Source organism: bacterium, assembly GCA_023150945.1.
Lineage (GTDB): Bacteria > Zhuqueibacterota > Zhuqueibacteria > Zhuqueibacterales > Zhuqueibacteraceae > Coneutiohabitans.
Window position 1 is genome coordinate 59,470 of sequence record JAKLJX010000028.1, and the last position, 16,552, is coordinate 76,021.

At 60.2% G+C, this 16,552-nt stretch carries 9 protein-coding genes; 2 read left to right on the forward strand and 7 right to left on the reverse strand.

Annotation, left to right across the window (positions count from 1 at the left end):
- Positions 1–8: 8 nt before the first annotated feature.
- From L6R21_24810 to L6R21_24840, 7 genes are all read right to left on the reverse strand, one after another.
- On the reverse strand, positions 9–2,492 hold the full coding sequence (locus L6R21_24810; protein MCK6562433.1) for a TonB-dependent receptor: 2,484 nt from the start codon (positions 2,490–2,492) through the stop codon (positions 9–11).
- 35 nt (positions 2,493–2,527) lie between these two features.
- A complete protein-coding gene (locus L6R21_24815) occupies positions 2,528–3,403 on the reverse strand; it encodes a MurR/RpiR family transcriptional regulator (protein MCK6562434.1) in 876 nt (291 codons plus the stop codon).
- 69 nt (positions 3,404–3,472) lie between these two features.
- Positions 3,473–4,615, reverse strand: coding sequence for a T9SS type A sorting domain-containing protein (locus L6R21_24820; protein ID MCK6562435.1), 1,143 nt, complete (start codon positions 4,613–4,615; stop codon positions 3,473–3,475).
- An 83-nt stretch (positions 4,616–4,698) separates the two neighbouring features.
- On the reverse strand, positions 4,699–6,090 hold the full coding sequence (locus L6R21_24825; GenBank protein ID MCK6562436.1) for a TIGR00366 family protein: 1,392 nt from the start codon (positions 6,088–6,090) through the stop codon (positions 4,699–4,701).
- Complete coding sequence (locus L6R21_24830) at positions 6,087–6,962, reverse strand: cyanophycinase (GenBank protein MCK6562437.1); 876 nt, start codon at positions 6,960–6,962, stop codon at positions 6,087–6,089. Before L6R21_24830 ends, L6R21_24825 begins: the two co-directional genes overlap by 4 nt.
- 51 nt (positions 6,963–7,013) lie before the next feature.
- On the reverse strand, positions 7,014–8,129 hold the full coding sequence (locus L6R21_24835; GenBank protein ID MCK6562438.1) for a M20/M25/M40 family metallo-hydrolase: 1,116 nt from the start codon (positions 8,127–8,129) through the stop codon (positions 7,014–7,016).
- A gap of 61 nt (positions 8,130–8,190) precedes the next feature.
- Positions 8,191–8,409: a hypothetical protein gene (locus L6R21_24840; GenBank protein MCK6562439.1), complete on the reverse strand. Its 219-nt coding sequence runs from the start codon at positions 8,407–8,409 to the stop codon at positions 8,191–8,193.
- Positions 8,410–9,186: 777 nt separating this feature from the next.
- Here L6R21_24840 and L6R21_24845 point away from each other — a divergent pair.
- Together L6R21_24845 and L6R21_24850 are read left to right on the forward strand one after the other, a co-directional pair.
- On the forward strand, positions 9,187–14,502 hold the full coding sequence (locus L6R21_24845) for a choice-of-anchor D domain-containing protein (GenBank protein MCK6562440.1): 5,316 nt from the start codon (positions 9,187–9,189) through the stop codon (positions 14,500–14,502).
- Positions 14,502–16,421, forward strand: coding sequence for a type IX secretion system membrane protein PorP/SprF (locus L6R21_24850; GenBank protein ID MCK6562441.1), 1,920 nt, complete (start codon positions 14,502–14,504; stop codon positions 16,419–16,421). Before L6R21_24845 ends, L6R21_24850 begins: the two co-directional genes overlap by 1 nt.
- Positions 16,422–16,552: the final 131 nt, after the last annotated feature.

A 16,552-nucleotide genomic window follows, 5' to 3' on the forward strand; every position in this document is an offset into this window, starting at 1 on the left:
CGGCGAAATCACATCCTCAACCGCAAGCCCAGCCGCACGCGGCGCGGCGGACCGAAATTGGAAGGATCGCGAATGTACTCCGGCGAATTGTTGCCGACCAGCGTGACATCCGGCAGGCCGGTATCGGAGTACACGTACAGCACGTTTCTGTAATTGGTGAGATTGAGCGCTTCGGCAAAGGCGGTGACCTCCAGCGCGCCCAGCCGCCAGTCCTTGCCGATTTCCGCATCCAGTGAGAGCGTCCACGGCATGCGCTCGGAGTTGCGAATCACGAAGCCGATGTCCCGGCCGCCGGGCGTGTAGGGATAGCCGCTGCTGGTGCGCAAGACGAAGTTCCAATAGGTATTCGCCAGCGGCTGCCAGCCGAACAGGCGCGGCCCTTCATTCTCCTGGAAGGTCAGGCTGGTGTTGACGTTGATGACGTGCGTCTTATCGAAATCAAGAAAATAGAGCAGCGTCGATTCCTGCGTGCCGGGATACTGCTCGGTTTCCGAAGAGGCGCTGCCCTTGGCCACCGAGTAGGTGTAGGTCAAACCGCCGGAAAAAATCTTCGTGCGGCGCATGGTCACGTCGATTTCAAAGCCCTTGATGTTGGCATAATCCTCGTTGACATACAGCGTGTAGCCCACGAAGCGGCCCTCGAAGTAGGGGAAATAGTAGTGCGTGCCGATCAAACCGGTGACGTCTTTGTAATAGGCGGTCACACTGGCGGCCAGGGTCGGCGCCAATTGCTGCGCCACGCCAACTTCATACGCCACCGTCTTCTGCGCCTCGAGATCAGGCTGGCCGAACAATGGCTCGCGCACATTCAAATCGTACTGGCTGTTTTCGTAGAGGAATTGATACTCGGGATTCTGGAAGAAATGGCCGTAGGAAAAATGAAAGTTGGTGCGATCGGTGATGGGATGCGCGATGCCCAGGCGCGGACTGACCTGCCATTTTTTCGAGGACGCCACCTCCGCCTCGGGGTCGAGCGGGTTGGCGCGAAAGGGCGCGCGCTGATCGGCGTAATCCAGGCGCACGCCGGCATTCAAGATCAACGAGGCGAATTCCATCTTGTCCTGCAGGTAGACGGCCGCTTCCACCGGTTTGCGGGTGTAGTCGTTGATGTAGGGGAAATTGCGCTTGGGATCGTAGATGCTGTACAGTCTGAGATCGTGGCGCTTCAGCTCCAGCCCGGCTTTCAATTCATGCGAAGGGTGCGCCTGCCACACCCAATCGCCCTTGGCGTTGAAGGTCTTGGTGCGGCTGTCGATGTAATCCAGCGGATGGGCGCGCGCATAGAATTCGAAGCCGTTGCCGGCGGCGGACACATAGACGCGATCGCCGGTGGCAAGATATTGTGACGGCGGGATGAAATCATCGTTTTCATTCATCACGCCCAGGCGGTAGCTTTGCTGAAAGTAGGAAAACTTGAGGTCGTAGAACGCCTTGTTGCTCAGCACGTGTTTCAGGCCGAGCACGGCGTGATCGCTGTTGGTGCGCGACTGGGCGTATTGCTCCGGAATGTACCTCCAGGAATGGCTGTAGCCCTGGCGCTCGCCGCGGGTCAGGCGGTAGCTCAGGGTGGTTTTCAGTGCGGCCGAGAACTTTTGCGAAAGCTTGCCGAGCGTGGAAAACTCGCGGTTGTAGCCGAACGGCAGCCAACTGCCGCGCCGGTCATTTTCGCCACTGGCAAAGAAGCTGAGATTGGGAACCAGGGGCAGCGGCCCGCTCACCGAGGCGATGAAGCGGTTCTCATCATAGCGCGAGTAGGGCGCGGCAAACTCGCCGGTGCGGCCGTCGAGCTTGGCGGTGAATTTCTCGCTGCCTTCGCGGGTGACGATGTTGACCACGCCGCTCAGGGCATCACCGAACTCCGCGCTGAACGTGCCGGAGAGAAACTCGAGCTGCTCGATGGCATCGTTGTGCACGCGCGTGCCCAACCCGCCGAACAGCGGGTCTTCGATGTAGACGCCGTCGACGAGATAGGCCACTTCATTGCTGCGGCCGCCGCGAATATTGATGCTGTTGCCCTCGCCCACCACGCCGGCGCGGAGCTGCAGCACTTCGACGAAATCGCGCACCGGCAGTGCCTGAATGTCTTCACGGCCGACGATGGCCACCGTGCCGGTGGCATCCTGGCGCACCAACGGCCGCTCAGCCACCACCACGACTTCCTCGCTCTCCAGCAGGCTTTCAGTGAGTTCCACGTTCAGCGTCGTGGTTTGATTGATCGCCACCATGACGTTGGCGACCGCCACCGGCCCATAGCCGATGAAATTGACACGCGCGGTGTAGGTGCCCGGCGGAATGTTCAGGATGACGAACGCGCCGTTGTGATCGGCGGCCGCGCCCAGGGTCGTGCCCTCCAACTGGACGCTGGCGCCGGGCAGGGGCGCTTTGCTGGTCTGGTCGACCACCCGCCCGGCGATTTTGCCGGTGGTGCTGGCCTGCGCCGGCGCGAGGGCGAGCAGCACCAGCAGACCCGTGCTCAGGATTTTTTTCATCATGTCGTTACCCTGCGTTGTGGTTTGCCGCTCCTGCGCTAATCGCCCAGGAATTCCTGCGTCTGTTGCATGATGCGTGACGATTCCTGGAATACTCTGCTGACTTCCCGTTTGTTCAGCAGCGCGATCTCGGTGACCAGGGCATTGATCACCACGGAGATCGCCGAGATCGAATTGGTGTACAGCATGTTTTTGGTGCGCACCACCAGCACGCGCGTGGCATGAAAGGTGATGGGCGCCGCCAGCTTGTCGGTGATGGCCACCAGCGCCAGGCCCTTTTCGGCCGCGTATGCCGCCCCGGCCACGGTCTCCTTGGAATAGGGCGGGAAGGAAAAGGCGACGGCCACGTCCTCCTTTTTTCCCAGGGCCAATTGCTCGACAAAGCGCATGGTGCCGCTGGCGAGCGGCCGGGCATCGATGGCGACTTGATTCAGTTCATAAGCCAGAATTTGCGCCAGCAGTTTGGAAATGCCGAGCCCCATGGTGAAGACGCGCGCGGCGCCCAGCAGCATCTGCACCACCTCGCGAAACGCCTGGCGGTCGAGATGCAGCAGGGTCTGATTGATGTTCTGCACTTCATGTTCGGCCACCAGGGTCAGCGCTTCTTCGGGCAAATGCTTTTCGAACGCGAGCATGAAGCGGTCGGCGGGCGCGAGGTTGGCCTGCAGCGTCTGCAAGACCTCGTGGCGCAGCGCCGGAAAGCCGTCATAGCCGAGGTTTTGCGCGAAGCGCACGATGGTGGCCTTGCTCACCTGCAGGGCCTCGGCCATGGCGTCGGTGGTGAGAAAGGAGAAATCATTGGGCTGCTGCAGAAAGTAGTCGGCGACTTTCTTCTGATTTGCCGGCAGGCGCTGATAGAGCGCCAGGATCTTCTGCGTCAGCACCGGCGCATTTTTGTGCTTGCGACTGGGCATGTGGTCTGACCAAAGCCTTCCCGGCACAGAGCGCAACGCCGGGGGCGCTGCGCTCCGCCCGTGGGTTGGCTACCTCACCAACAGCATCTTGCGGGTGGCAGTGAATTCCCCGGTGCGCAGCTTGTAGAAGTAAACACCGCTGGTCAAACCGCGGGCTTCGAACGTGACCACGTGCTCGCCCGCGGGCCTCCGGCCGTTGAGCAGACGGCTCACCTCGCGGCCGCTGGCGTCATAGACCGCCAACTGCACGTTGGCGGGCCGGGCCAGCGTGAAGTGGATCTGCGTCGCGGGGTTGAAGGGATTGGGATAGTTCTGCTGCAAAGCGAAGCCTGTGGGCGTGTCGGCTGGCGACGCTTCCACTGCAGTGAAAATGGCGTCATAACGCGTTTGTGCCGCGGCACTGGCAGCCAGCAATTCACTCAATGAAGTCCCATAGACCACGGCATAAACGAGTTCTGCCGTATCGCCTGCGGCGATCGTAACCAGACCGCCGTTGTGATGATAGATGCTGCCATTCGCCCCAACGGTAAGGGCATCATCAAAACCCGAGGCGGCGGTCATGGCGTAGCGAGTCGAATCCGTCGCCTCATCCGAGTCGGGATTGGGGGAGTAAGCATCCCAATCCCGAATTTTCACCGAATACGCCGGTTTGTTGAGCAGCCGCGTGCCCCAATAGGGCGTTTCGCCGGTGCGATAGTAGTAGGCCGTGTTGCCGGCGGCATCGTAGGCCACAGTCTCACTGCCGTAAGTCTGTGACGGCCGCGGGATAACGGCCGCGCCCAGATAAAGTTCGAGCGGGGCAGCGGTGGTGTTCACCGCTTGAAACCGGATGAAAACGTAGGGGGTGCTGTTCCAGGACATCACCGTGTGCACCACGCGAACGGCGGGCGGTTCACCGGAATATTCGTTGTCGGTGATGCATTGGTAGGCGGCATCGACGCCCGGGATGGTAATTTCGGCGGCGGTCACGCTGGTGCTGTCACCATCTTCGTTATAATCGAACACGTCCTCTTCGCTGAGCGCCGCAATGAAGCTCATGCGATCCACTTCCCGCGCGCTGCTGGTGTAGGGCGATTTGCTCACGCGGAAGCGGCCATAGCTGTTGAGATTGAAACCGAGCACACCGTTGTCGCCGGTGGCGCTGGGTTGCGCGCCGGCAAATTCAACCCCGAGAAATGCCGCGACGAAAACCAGTAGCAATGATCTTTTCATACGTCCTCCCGTGCGAGTGAAGGGTAAGAGAGTAGAAGAAAGAATTGATTAACGACTATCGAAACCGGCGGCCTCCGCAAGGTTCAATGCGGCCCCCAATGCCTCAGCACCGCGAGCGTGATGAAAACCAGCGCCGCGGCAAAGAACAGCGCCTGCAGCGGCAAGATCCAGCGCACCCATTTTTCAAACGGAATCTTGGCGATGCCGAGCACGCCCATGGTCACCCCGGAAGTGGGAATGATGAGATTGTTGAAGCCGTCGCCGAATTGAAAAATGAGCACCGCGGTCTGCCGCGTCAGGCCGAGCAGATCGCTCAGCGGCGCCATGATCGGCATGGTGAGCGCCGCCTGGCCGCTGCCCGAGGGCACGAAGAAATTGATGCAGGCCTGCACGAACAGCATGAGATAACCCGAGATAACGGGATGCGACTGCGCCGTGAGACCGGCCAGCGCGTTGAGAATCGTGTCGATGATTTTGCCGTCGGTGGCAATCACCAGAATGCCGCGCGAGAACGCGACCACCAGCGCCGCGGTCATCATGTCTTTGGCGCCGGCGATGAAGGCTTCCGCGGTTTGGTTCAGACTCATGCCGGCCACCAACCCGCTGAGCATGCCCATGGCGATGAACAGCGCGCCAATCTCGGTGATGTACCAATTGAACTCCAGTGCACCCATAATCAAGCCCAGCACCGCCAGCACGAACACTGCCAGCACCAGTTTTTGCCGCCGGCCCAGCGGCGCGGGCGTCTCGCCGGCGTGCTCCTGCCGGCGCTGGCGGTCGAGTTCATACACCGGGCTCGAGCGCGGGTCGCGTTTGACTTTGCCGGCGTAGCGCATGATAAAAATCACCGCCAGCAGCGTGACCACCGCCCAGACCAGCAACCGAAACAGCAAACCGGAGAACAGCGGCAACTCCGCAATGCCTTGCGCGATGCCGACCGTAAAGGGATTGAGAAAGGCGGCGGCGAAGCCCGTGCCCGCGCCGACAAACGGAATCGCGACACCAACGATGGAATCATAGCCCAGCGCCAGCGCGAAGGGAATGAAGATGAGTACGAACACCAGCACCTCTTCACTCATGCCGAAGGTCGCGCCCGCCAGCGAGAACAGGATCGTCATCAACGGAATGGTGGCCAGGCGCAGGGCCGGGCTGCGTTCGAGGGCGCGGGCGGTTGCCGCAATCGCGCTGTTGACCGCGCCGGTGGTGGTCACCACGCCGAAGGCACCGCCGGCGATGAAGATGAAGGCAATGATGTTGGCCGCTTCCACGAAGCCGCGAATGGGTGCGGCCAGCATGTCGGCCAGGTTTTGTTGCTGTTGCGCCGTGCGTTGATAGGTGCCGGGTACGACCACGGTGCGGCCCTGCTTTTCGGCGCGCGCGTACTGACCCGCGGGCACCATCCAGGTGAGGGCACCCATCAGCACGATGATGCTGAAGATCAAAACCAGCGTGTGCGGAATCTTGGGAGCGGTCATCGCGGCGCCAGTTGCAGGACTTTTTTGGATTTCAAATCGAAGCGTGCGCCGGTGCGCAGCACGTGCATGCGCACGCCGCTGGCGCGCAGGCCGCGGGTTTCTGAATCTTGCTGAGTGCGCGCTTGGGTCGCGTCATAAACGATGACGCCGTGGTCGCCGATCACTTCGAACGTCTGATCGGGTTTCACCCAAAGCGCGGTACCCTCGTCGATGCCGAGGCCGAGCAGCTTCGGCTGCTCCAGCACCAGGCTGATCAAACGATTGTGGCGACGGCGCCGCACGAAATGCTGATCGACGATCGCAGTCCTGACGAAGCCGAAACCGGGCGCAGTCACGATATTCTCCGCCTCGATTTGGTTGAAGGTCGAATCCGCCACCGGCCGGCGTTCGTCGCCGGTGATCATCACCTCGCTCATCACCGCGGCGCCGGCGCTCGTGCCGCCGAGCACCGCGCCCGCGGCATAGAGCTCGTGCAGGCGGCCCTCGACTCGCGTTCCTTTCAACACCGCGGTCAGGCGCGATTGATCGCCGCCGGAAAAGAACACGCCGGTCACGCCTGCCAGCAGGGCCAAAACGGAATCCGAATCCGCCTGGCTGCGAGTGAGATTCAGCGCCCTCGCTTCACCGCAGCCGAGCGCGAGCAGCTCTTGCGCCTGCTCCGGCCCGACCTCGTGGGCATAGCCGCTGGCCATGGGAAACACTACGACCTTGGCCCGGCTGGCGCCCGCCAGCGCCACGAATTTTTCCATGATCGCCGCGCCGCGCTTGCCGCCGCCGATGATGAGCAAATGACCTTTGGGCTGGCCGGCGGCGCCGAGCGCGCTTACCAGCACGAAGAGGACAACCGCGCCGCCACCGAATCGGTGCTTCATACGTCGGAGCCTTCCCTCGTCAGGATGAGTCACTGCAGTCGTGCGCCGGTTCTACGCCACCAGCGCGAAAGCAATCTCAGCGGTTTTGAGCAAATCTTCAAGCAGCACGAATTCTTCGAAGCTGTGCGGTTTTTGCGCACCGATGCCGAGGTTGACGGCCGGGATGCCCTTCGCGTTCCACACGTTGGCGTCGCTGCCGCCCATGTAACGAATCGGCTGCGGCGTGAGCTGCACCCGCCGCAGCGCCTGTTCCAGGCGCTGCACCACCGGCGAATCGGTAGGCAAAACATAGGGGGCAAAATCCGTCTGGCTTTCGAACCGCAAAGCTTGGGGATGGGGCAGCGCCTGTTCGCAGACCTGCCGTAATTCGGCCAGGTGCCGGCGCAAGCGCTCGGCGGAGAAGGAACGCATTTCGCCCTCCACTGTGACGCGATCGGGCACGACATTGGTGGCTGACCCGCCGCCAATCTTGCCGAGATTGAGCACCAGGTCGGCATCGATCCGGCCGCTGGTCACGCCCGCCAACGCGCGGCACGCCAGCGCAATCGCATTGATGCCCTCCTCCGGCGCCACGCCGGCATGTGCTGCCTTACCGAGAAAGGTCATTTTGAACACGGTTGAGCCGGCGGCTTCACGAATGTAAACGCCGGGCCGCTTCGAGCAATCGAACACGAAGCCGCCGCTAATATGGAAGGATGAAAGATCGAGTTGGGCGGCGCCCAGCATGCCCAACTCTTCGGCCACGGTGAAGGCCACCATGAAGTTTTGATGGAGAGAGTTGCCGGAGGCAACGGTCCGCAGCAGATGAACCAGCACCGCGAGGCCGAGGCGGTTATCCGCTCCCAAAATGGTGTTGCCGCCGGAGCGAATGTCGCGGGCACTGACGACCGGCTGCAGGTCGGCGGTCGACTGCACCGTGTCCAGATGCGCGCTCAACAGCAGGGCAGGGGAGTTTTCTTTGAAACCAGGAGGGAAACAGAGGAGATTGCCGGCGTTGCCCTGCAAACGCGCGCCCGCGCCATCTTCATGCACCCGCCCGCCCGCCGCCCGCAGCAGGGCGGTGACTTCATCGGCGATGCGGCGTTCCGCGAGCGAGACGCCGGGGATCCGGGCCAAATGCAGGAACAGCTCCTGCAGGCCCTCGATTTGTGCACCGGTGAATGGCATGGAAAATTTCGTTTCTCTTTCAGATAGAAAGAAATTTTTGTTGCAGCGAAAGTAAGAAATTTTACCATTCTGTCAAGAAGTTTTTTTTACAGCAGGCGTTTTTCTTTCCTTCTCCCCAGACCGGCATTGCCGGCTGCCCGCCGGTTTGACCTCGGCAAGTTTGCGGCTGCCCGATCGCCTCATTTTCAGTTTCGCCGCCAGATTTTTTTTGGTTGACGGCCTGCTGGCTCAAGGTTTGCCGTGACACTGGCAAAATGCCAGTGCCAGGTCGAGTGGACATTTTTCATTCAGTTGACCATCACATGGGTCATCGACAAAAAAAATAGATAGTTCCAAAGAGAAACTTCTGTTCCAGCTTGACGGTTTAAGCTGGCATATCTCAAGCAGCGCAGGTTGGAGATCTTGCAGGGAAGGCAGAAAGTGGTGAACTTTTAACCTCCCACCCGATGAAACAGTGCAGGCGATTTTGCTTCAGCTTGGGCCAAAGCCTGCGGGAAAATATCAATTCCGAAATTGTTCTTGCATTTCTCTGCAAAGCAGTTAAATTCCAAGCCACTGTTGGGTTTCGACTTACTCCTCGCTTATCATCCCACCCAACAACGCATGACCACGCCTTTTGCATCCGTTACAACTGCCCGTCTTCCTACGGCTCAAGAGGGCAGTCGCCGGTGATGGCTGCACTGCACGAGTTCCCATTTGCACAACCGACCCACACCCTCAGACCTGATGCAATCAGGCGGCATCGGCGTTGCGGGGAGCGGCATTGATCCTTGACCGAACGTTTCGCATTCGACTGAAAGTCGCTGCGGAAATTCTTACGCAATTTTCCAGCATCGGTAGATCATTTCTACCCAACTGCTGCCACCACTTTGAGCGTCGCAGCCTGCGCGGCATTTTAAGCCCGAGTTCTTCAGAAGTGCACGCCAGTATTCATGCTATGGGGAGAATGGAATTTATGGACGAAACCTCGAGATCCTCGCACACAGGTCGGAAGGACACCTGCCAACCAACTCAAACCGTACTCCGCACCTCCCCCCGTTGGCTCAGGAGCGGATTCGTGGCGAGCCTGCTTACCTTCAGCTTGTCCGGTCAAGTGTCGGCGCAATCTGGGCTGGCGGCCAGTTCCTGGCCCAGCGCGCGCCATGACAGTCAATTGCGTGGCCGGGCCTTGGTCAATGGGCCGTCTGCCCCCAGGATTCGTTTTGCCACGACGGTCGGCGCCGGAGCCTTGGGCGATCCCGTCGTGGGGGAAGACGGCACGGTCTACGTCTCCGGCCGTGTCGACAACAAGCTCTATGCCCTCACGCCCGCGGGCAATCTCAAGTGGACCTTCGCGGGCCACATTCCTCCGCCCAAGCAGGAGTTCTTCATGGCGCCGCCCGCAATCATGCGGGACGGCACGCTGCTGATCGCCTCCACCGACACCATCTGCACCAAGGACAAACCGGGCGAATTCTTTTACGCCATCAACCCCGACGGCACCTTGCGCTGGAAGAAAGAGCTGGAAGGCGGGACCGTGTTTGCCGCCAACGTCGGCAGCAATGACAGCATCTACGTCGTCACCGATTTCTGCTGGCTCTATTCGCTCGATCCCCGCGGCTATCTCGCCTCACCGGATACCATCGTCAACTGGCGCACCAACCTGCGCGCCCTGCCCGAAAACGCCGCGGCAATCAATCTCAGCGATTTGCCCGTTGTCGTCGCGGGTGACACCGTGATGACGATCCTGCGTTACGGTTCTTTTCGCTTCAAACGCAACTACACACCGGGCGACACGCTGCAAGGTCTGGTCGTCGATGAAGCCGGCAATCTCTACTTGACCACGCGCGATCACGGCCGCGTTCTGAGCGTGAGTGCCACCGGCGCGTTGCGCTGGCTGCGCGAGCCCGATGCGAGTTTCGGCATACCCGCGCTGCCGGCGTTGGGCGACGACGGCACGCTCTACCTCACCAGCTTGCAAGGCGGCTGGTTGCTCGCGCTCGACACCAGCACCGGCGCGGAACGCTGGCGCAAACAACTGCCGGGCGGTGATTTCATTTCGCCGGCCGTGCTCGACGCTGCCGGCCATCTCTACGCGGTGCACAGCACGGAGGGTTTGGTTTGCCTGGCGGCCGACGGCACCCTGCGCTGGTCGCGCCCCGAAGTCCGCGGCAGCCCGGGCACCTCACCGGCCTTTGGCGCGGACGGCACGATCTACGTGAGCGGCGACCGCACGCTTTATGCGATCGGCCAAAGCAGCACCATTCAAGTCTCTCCCGCGGTGCTGGAATTCGGGCAGGTGTGCCTCAACACCGCAACAACCACGGCGTTCACGATCGAAAACCTCAGCAGCGATCCGGTTGTCATCTCCTCCATTATCAGCGATCATCCCGCCCTGAGTCTGATTTCGCCGCTTCCCCGCACGCTGCCGCCGCACAGCGAAGATACGCTGAGGGTGGCGCTGGTGCTGTCGCGAACCGGCGCATTCACCGCGAACCTGACCATTTCCAGCAGCAGCGGTGAGCAAGTCATCCTGCCAGTCACGGCAGAAGGCGTCGAGCCACAAATCGCTTTGGAAGCACATCCGCCTGATTTCGGCGAGATCTGCGCAGGCGAGGAAGTCTCCGCGGAAGTTTTCATCATCAACCCCAGCGCGACGTGCTCCCTGCGGGTGGACTCCTTCGCCGTGGCATTCTCCATGACCCCGCGCAAAGGACTGGCGTCGGAACAGCCCGCGGAGGCGGCTGCCACGCCGTTCTTCATTGCGCCCCAAGATACATTCAAGCTCATCATCAGTACGGTTCAAAACAGCCCCGGCGCTTTTGAAGCCAAAGTGACGGTTTGGTCGAATGCCGGCGGACCCAAGGAAATCAAGATTCCAGGCACGGTGGTGCCACCCAAGATTGCGGGAACCGACACACGCGATTTCGGCAGGGTGCCGGTGAGCCAAACTCGCACTGATTCCGTGTTGGTTTGGAATGACGGCCGGTGCGAATTGAAAATCAGCGAATTCCTGCTGCGCGGCCCGGATTCCGCCAGTTTCGCATTGGCCACGGTGCCGCCGCAGCGGACTCTGCAAGCGGGTGACACCCTGAGCCTGCGGGTCACCTTTACTCCCGCCCGTGCGGGCATTCATGTGGCGCAACTGCTGGTCATCAGCGATGCCGAGCCGGATACGCTGGTGATCGAATTGCGCGGGACCGGTGTGCCGCCAGGGCCGATAATGGTTTTGGGGCCTCCCGACACGCTTGTGCTCAAAACATGCTTGACGGATACCACCACGGGCTACATCAAGATTCGCAATGTGGGAGCGGGTGATCTGATCATCAACAGTGTTTTGATCGACAACCCGGCCTTTGCTTTGGCGGTGCGGCCGGTATTTCCGATCAAGATTCAGGGAAGCGAAGAGTATCAGTTGGCCATCCGTTTCGCGGCGCCGGCACTGGGCGAGTATCGCGGACTGCTCACGGTGAGCAGCAATGACACCACCAGCGATTCCACGGTGGAGTTGATCGGCCGGGTGAACGGGCCTGAAGCTCGGCTTTCTGCCGATCCTTCGGCATATGGCGATGTTTGCGTGGGCACGCCCGCCACCAGTCACGTCTGCATCAAGAATCCCACGGGCTGTGAATTGCTGATTGATCGCATCGTTTTCATTTTTACCGAAGGCGGAGTGGCGCGGCTGCTTGCACCTGAGCTTCCATTGACAGCCAGCACGCCGCCGATTGTGATTTCGCCGGGCGATTCACTTTGCTTCCCCGTCAGCGTGACGCCGGGAACGGCCGGGTCTTTCCAGGTGGAAGTCCGCGTCGTGTCCAACGCGGTCAATGCGGACACCAGCATCACCATTACCGGCACGGCCATTTCTCCGGTCATCGCCGGCGCGGACACGGTGAATTTTGGTGCGGTCGTGGTTGGAAATTCAAAGAAGAAAGAAGCGCCGGTTTGGAACGCGGGCGAGTGCCCCATCAAAATCGACAGTTTGGTGGTAACCGGCACTGATGCGAGCTACTTCACCGTCGGGCCAATCACTCTGCCGATCTCGTTGGCAAAGGGCGATACTGCGAAAATTCCCGTGACTTTTTCGCCCACTAAAGCGCGGGAATATGCCGCGACATTGCTGGTTTACAGCAACGGCCTGCCCAATCCGCTGCGAATCGCGCTGCGCGGGGTGGGCGTGCCGCAGCCGCCGGTTCCTGACATCAAAGTGGAGCCGTTGGCATTGGATTTTGGCAATGTCTTCCTCACGAACGATTCCACCCTGATCGTGACGGTGTCGAATGAAGGTGGCTTAGAACTGACGGTTCACAGTCCCAAGATCATCGGTGACAGCGCTTTCACTGCTCCGCTTGATTCATTCAACCTGCAACCCGGTGCGAGTCGCATGCTGCCGGTAACCTTTGCACCGAGCGACACGGGCGATTTTCCCGCTCAGTTGTGGATTATGAGCACTGATCCTGATGCGGAAGAGGACACTGTTGTTGTGTCGATGCGTGGCCGGGGCATCTCGCCGGTCTCGGCGCCCAAGGGGGTGGCATTTGAGAAGGTCTGCCTAGGCGAGAGCGGTAGGCAGACCATCACCATCACCAATCACGGCAGCAAAGAGATTGCCGCTGACACCTTGTTCTTTACGGCTGGCCTGCCGGAGTTCAAGGTGGAACCCGTCAATGATTTCCGGGTGCCTGCCGGCGGAACGAACACGCTCGAGATTACTTTCACCCCACGAACTGTGGACCCGGTTTTCGACACGCTGCGCATTCCGTGGCGCCAGGTAGAGGGAGTCAAGATTCCTGCCACGTCGATCGCAGTCTCCGGCAGCGGCGTGGCCGGCCAATTGATCGCCGGTGACAGCGTGGTGGTCTTTCCTGATACAAAAATCGGCGAGACGGCCGTCAGGTCTTATGTGATCCACAACGTCGGCACCTGCAGCCTGCGAGTTAATTCGCTCTGGATCACCGGCGCGGGCTTTACGCTCGATCCCGCTCCCGACGTGCCTATTGTCATCGCCAAAGGCGGCAGTTACCTCGTCAATAATATCAAATTCAGCCCCGACACCACCGGCCTGTATGAGGGTGTCTTGCACATTGTCCACAACGATTTGCCGCACAACCCGAAGCTGGTCAAGTTGCAGGGTAAGGGTACTTCGGTGAACATCACCATCGTTCCGAATCCCAAAGTTTTTCGCCAGGTGGATGTTGGTGCGTCCGAGTGTGATTCTGTCGAGGTGATCAATCAAGGTACCGAGAATCTCATTGTCGACATTGTCTACACGACTTCCTCGCCGCGGTTGGCTTTCTTTGTTGAGCAAGATGAGTTTCAGCTTCTCCCCGGTGCGCACAAGAAAATCGAAGTCTGTTTCACCCCGCCGGATACGGGGACATATCGAGGTACGTTAGCCCTACGCGATCGGGATGGCCGGACCTTCCCGGCAACATTAATAGGCCGCGGCATGGCGGCATATATCAGCGTGAACCCGGCAAGTTTGAAATTCGAGGATGTCCCCACAAAAACGACCGCCGTTCGACAGTTTGTGATTAGCAACAAGGGCAATAAGGCACTTGCCATCAACGAGATTAGAGTGTCGCCGCCGTACCGCGTGAAGCATCCGAGTGAGTACCCACCGATTCCTCCGTTTGATGGCATTGAGATTACGGTGGAGTTTACCCCGCCGGAAGATCGCGAATACCAGGATTCGCTTGTGATTCTCAGTAACGCTCATAACGGACGCGGACTGCCTGTTCCGCTTGACGGTCGCGGCTTCACCGAGCAACCGCCGGTGGTTTGCCTTCGCGCTTCCGCTGCCTCGCTCGATTTTGGCCGCGTGCGTGTCCGCCATGACAGCATCCGCACCGTGGAACTGATCAACTGCGGCGAAGTGGCGCTGGACGTGGACCGCCCGGGTGTTGCCAGTCAGCATTTCGAGATCTTGGAGCCGGGCGGCGCCTTCACGTTGCAGCCCAATGAAGTCAAATCCGTCCGCGTGAGATTTCATCCCCAGATCGCCGGTCCGAAGGGTGACGAGCTTGTGATCAACGCGCACGACTCGCTGGACCGTCCGGTGACAGAGGATGTGAATCTCACCGGCGACGGCCGGCCCAATCCCAACATCGCGGTGCGGGTGACGCCCGCCATTTTCACGCCCAATGGCGACACTTACAACGATCGCGTCAAGTTCGATTACAAGGATTTCGAAGTTACTGAGCCAGTACTGCGCGTTTTCAACATCCGCGGCGCCGTGGTGGCAACCCTCGAGCTCGATGACAAGGGGGAATACTACTGGGACGGCCACGATCGTCAAAAAGGCGGCAAGCCGCTCGCTGCGGGAATCTACCTGTGGCTGATCGAAGACGGGGGCAAGAAGTTGGGAAGTGGCTATATCAGTTTGGTGCGCTAATGAAAGCTCGTACTTGTCAAAGCCGCCTGCTTGCTGTCTCGTTTGCGCTGCTGTGTGGTGGCGTGTCCGTGGCATTTGCCCAACAGCGCGTCACCACGCCCAATCCCGCTGATTTGGGCGATGCTCGCGTGAATCTCGTGAACCCGGCGGTGTTGCCGTTGCAAGACCCGATGTTCTTCGTGGGCACGAGTTTCCTGCACGCCGGGTTGGTGGACAATATCTTTGCCGCGCGCAACAATATGTTCAGCCTGACCACCACGGACAAGCGCGTCGGAGTGATGGGCGATTTTGCCTTTGGCGTGACCGGTGAATATTTGAATATCCGTGCACTGCAAAACAACCTCACCTTGAACGGCGTGGCCAGCAAGAAATTCGGCGACCGGCTGAGCCTGGGTCTCAGCCTCGGCGTGTTGAATCAGGCGCTCGATGTTTCCAGCGTCGAAGATTTTGCGACGGGCGATCCGCTGCTGCGGAATTCCTCCAACTGGACCTTCTTCAATCTGGGCGCGGGCGCAATCGTCATGGCCAGCCGCAATTTGACCCTGGCGTTTGCCGTCAACAACCTCAATCGCCCCAATATCTCATTCTTCCACAACGGCAGCGAGCGGCTGAAGCGCTTCTATTCCGCCGGCGCCACCATCGGCATGAGCACGTTTCGCGGCGGCCTGGCGATGGCCCAGGAAGGCGAGGATTTCCTCTCGCAGGTTTTTCTCGAAGCCTTCGCCGAGGAGCGCGGCTTTCTCAAGCTCGCCTACGGCACTGAAACCGTCACCTTCGAAGGCCAGTTGCACGTGGGCGGCGGCGTGAGCCTGAACGCCCGCTATGCTTATCCCGTTACCCAGCTCAGCCAGGCCAGCAGCGGCACGCCGGAAATCAGCCTGCTGTTCAATTTCCGCAAACACGGCTCGTTGTATGCCGCGCGCTGGCTGGAAACCGACATGCCGATGGCGCCCGCCTACAGTTTGTCGAATGCCTTTCAAGTGCAATCCTTGCTCGATACGCTGTTCATTCTCGACAAGCACATCCATCGCAAGGTGGCAGCCGACGTCTCGCAGAAGGACCTGGCCGAGCTGCCCAAAGAGCTGCTTTTCTCCGCCGACAGCCTGGAGCCGGAACTGCCGGAGCGGATTTTTGCCGCCCGCCAAAACGGCGCCGTGGCCAGCGGGCCGCGCATGGGCGCCGCGCGCTTGCTGGAACGGCTGCGCAACGAGAACACCAACACCGGCCGCTTCCGCATTCCCGAAGACAGCACCGGCATCGTCAAAGAGATGGAAAAGAATCATACCAAGGCTTACCTGGCCTCGTTTCAACGGCTCGCGCGCCGCATGAATGAGCCCAATTTCAGAAGCAGCATTGTCATTCCGGCGGACGGGCGGCGGGCCTATCTGGTCTTGCGCTATCTGGAATTGCACGGCGCGGTCACCGACCGTCTGCAGGTGATCGTCGATTCGACGCGCGCGCAGGACAGCCGCAATTTGCTGGGTGCCACCAAGATTCCGGAAAAAGTCTTTCACCGCACCTTGAGCGCGCCGGCCGATACGTTCGTTTTCAGCCTGAATGTGGAGGAGACCCGGCGGTGGGGGCCGGTGTCCGGCACTTTTGTCATCGAAGATGCGGAAGGCAACATCGTTTTCGCCGATAGCAATATTGTCGGCCGCTCGCCGGCCAACAACCAGATCTTGAGGAAACTCGCCTGGAACTGGAAAGTGCAGCAGGGTATGCCGTCGGGCAGCTTGGCGCCGCAAGGCAATTACTATTACTATCTCGTCTGGAAATCCGCCGACAAGAATACGTATCACTCACCCAAGAAGAGACTAACCGTCGATCACAAATCCATGCCGATCGTCATCCGGGTGAGCAAGGACGGCCACGAAGCCGCGAGCGATGCCCGCTATCGCGCGACGATTCTCGTGCATTGAAGCCCTGCGTAATCGGCAGTGGCCGGCTGGGCGCTGTGCGCCGGTGAGCTTTTGCGGCACAGCGCCCGCGCAGGCTTTGCGCCCCGGTGGTCATCACACCGGCGACTCTTGAACCTGCAAATCATCTCGTC

Bases quoted from the DNA above. Each gene is read 5' to 3' on its own strand.
- L6R21_24810 (MCK6562433.1), bottom strand. From the start codon at position 2,492: ATGATGAAAAAAATCCTGAGCACGGGTCTGCTGGTGCTGCTCGCCCTC.
- L6R21_24815 (MCK6562434.1), bottom strand. From the start codon at position 3,403: ATGCCCAGTCGCAAGCACAAAAATGCGCCGGTGCTGACGCAGAAGATC.
- L6R21_24820 (MCK6562435.1), bottom strand. From the start codon at position 4,615: ATGAAAAGATCATTGCTACTGGTTTTCGTCGCGGCATTTCTCGGGGTT.
- L6R21_24825 (MCK6562436.1), bottom strand. From the start codon at position 6,090: ATGACCGCTCCCAAGATTCCGCACACGCTGGTTTTGATCTTCAGCATC.
- L6R21_24830 (MCK6562437.1), bottom strand. From the start codon at position 6,962: ATGAAGCACCGATTCGGTGGCGGCGCGGTTGTCCTCTTCGTGCTGGTA.
- L6R21_24835 (MCK6562438.1), bottom strand. From the start codon at position 8,129: ATGCCATTCACCGGTGCACAAATCGAGGGCCTGCAGGAGCTGTTCCTG.
- L6R21_24840 (MCK6562439.1), bottom strand. From the start codon at position 8,409: ATGTCCACTCGACCTGGCACTGGCATTTTGCCAGTGTCACGGCAAACC.
- L6R21_24850 (MCK6562441.1), top strand. From the start codon at position 14,502: ATGAAAGCTCGTACTTGTCAAAGCCGCCTGCTTGCTGTCTCGTTTGCG.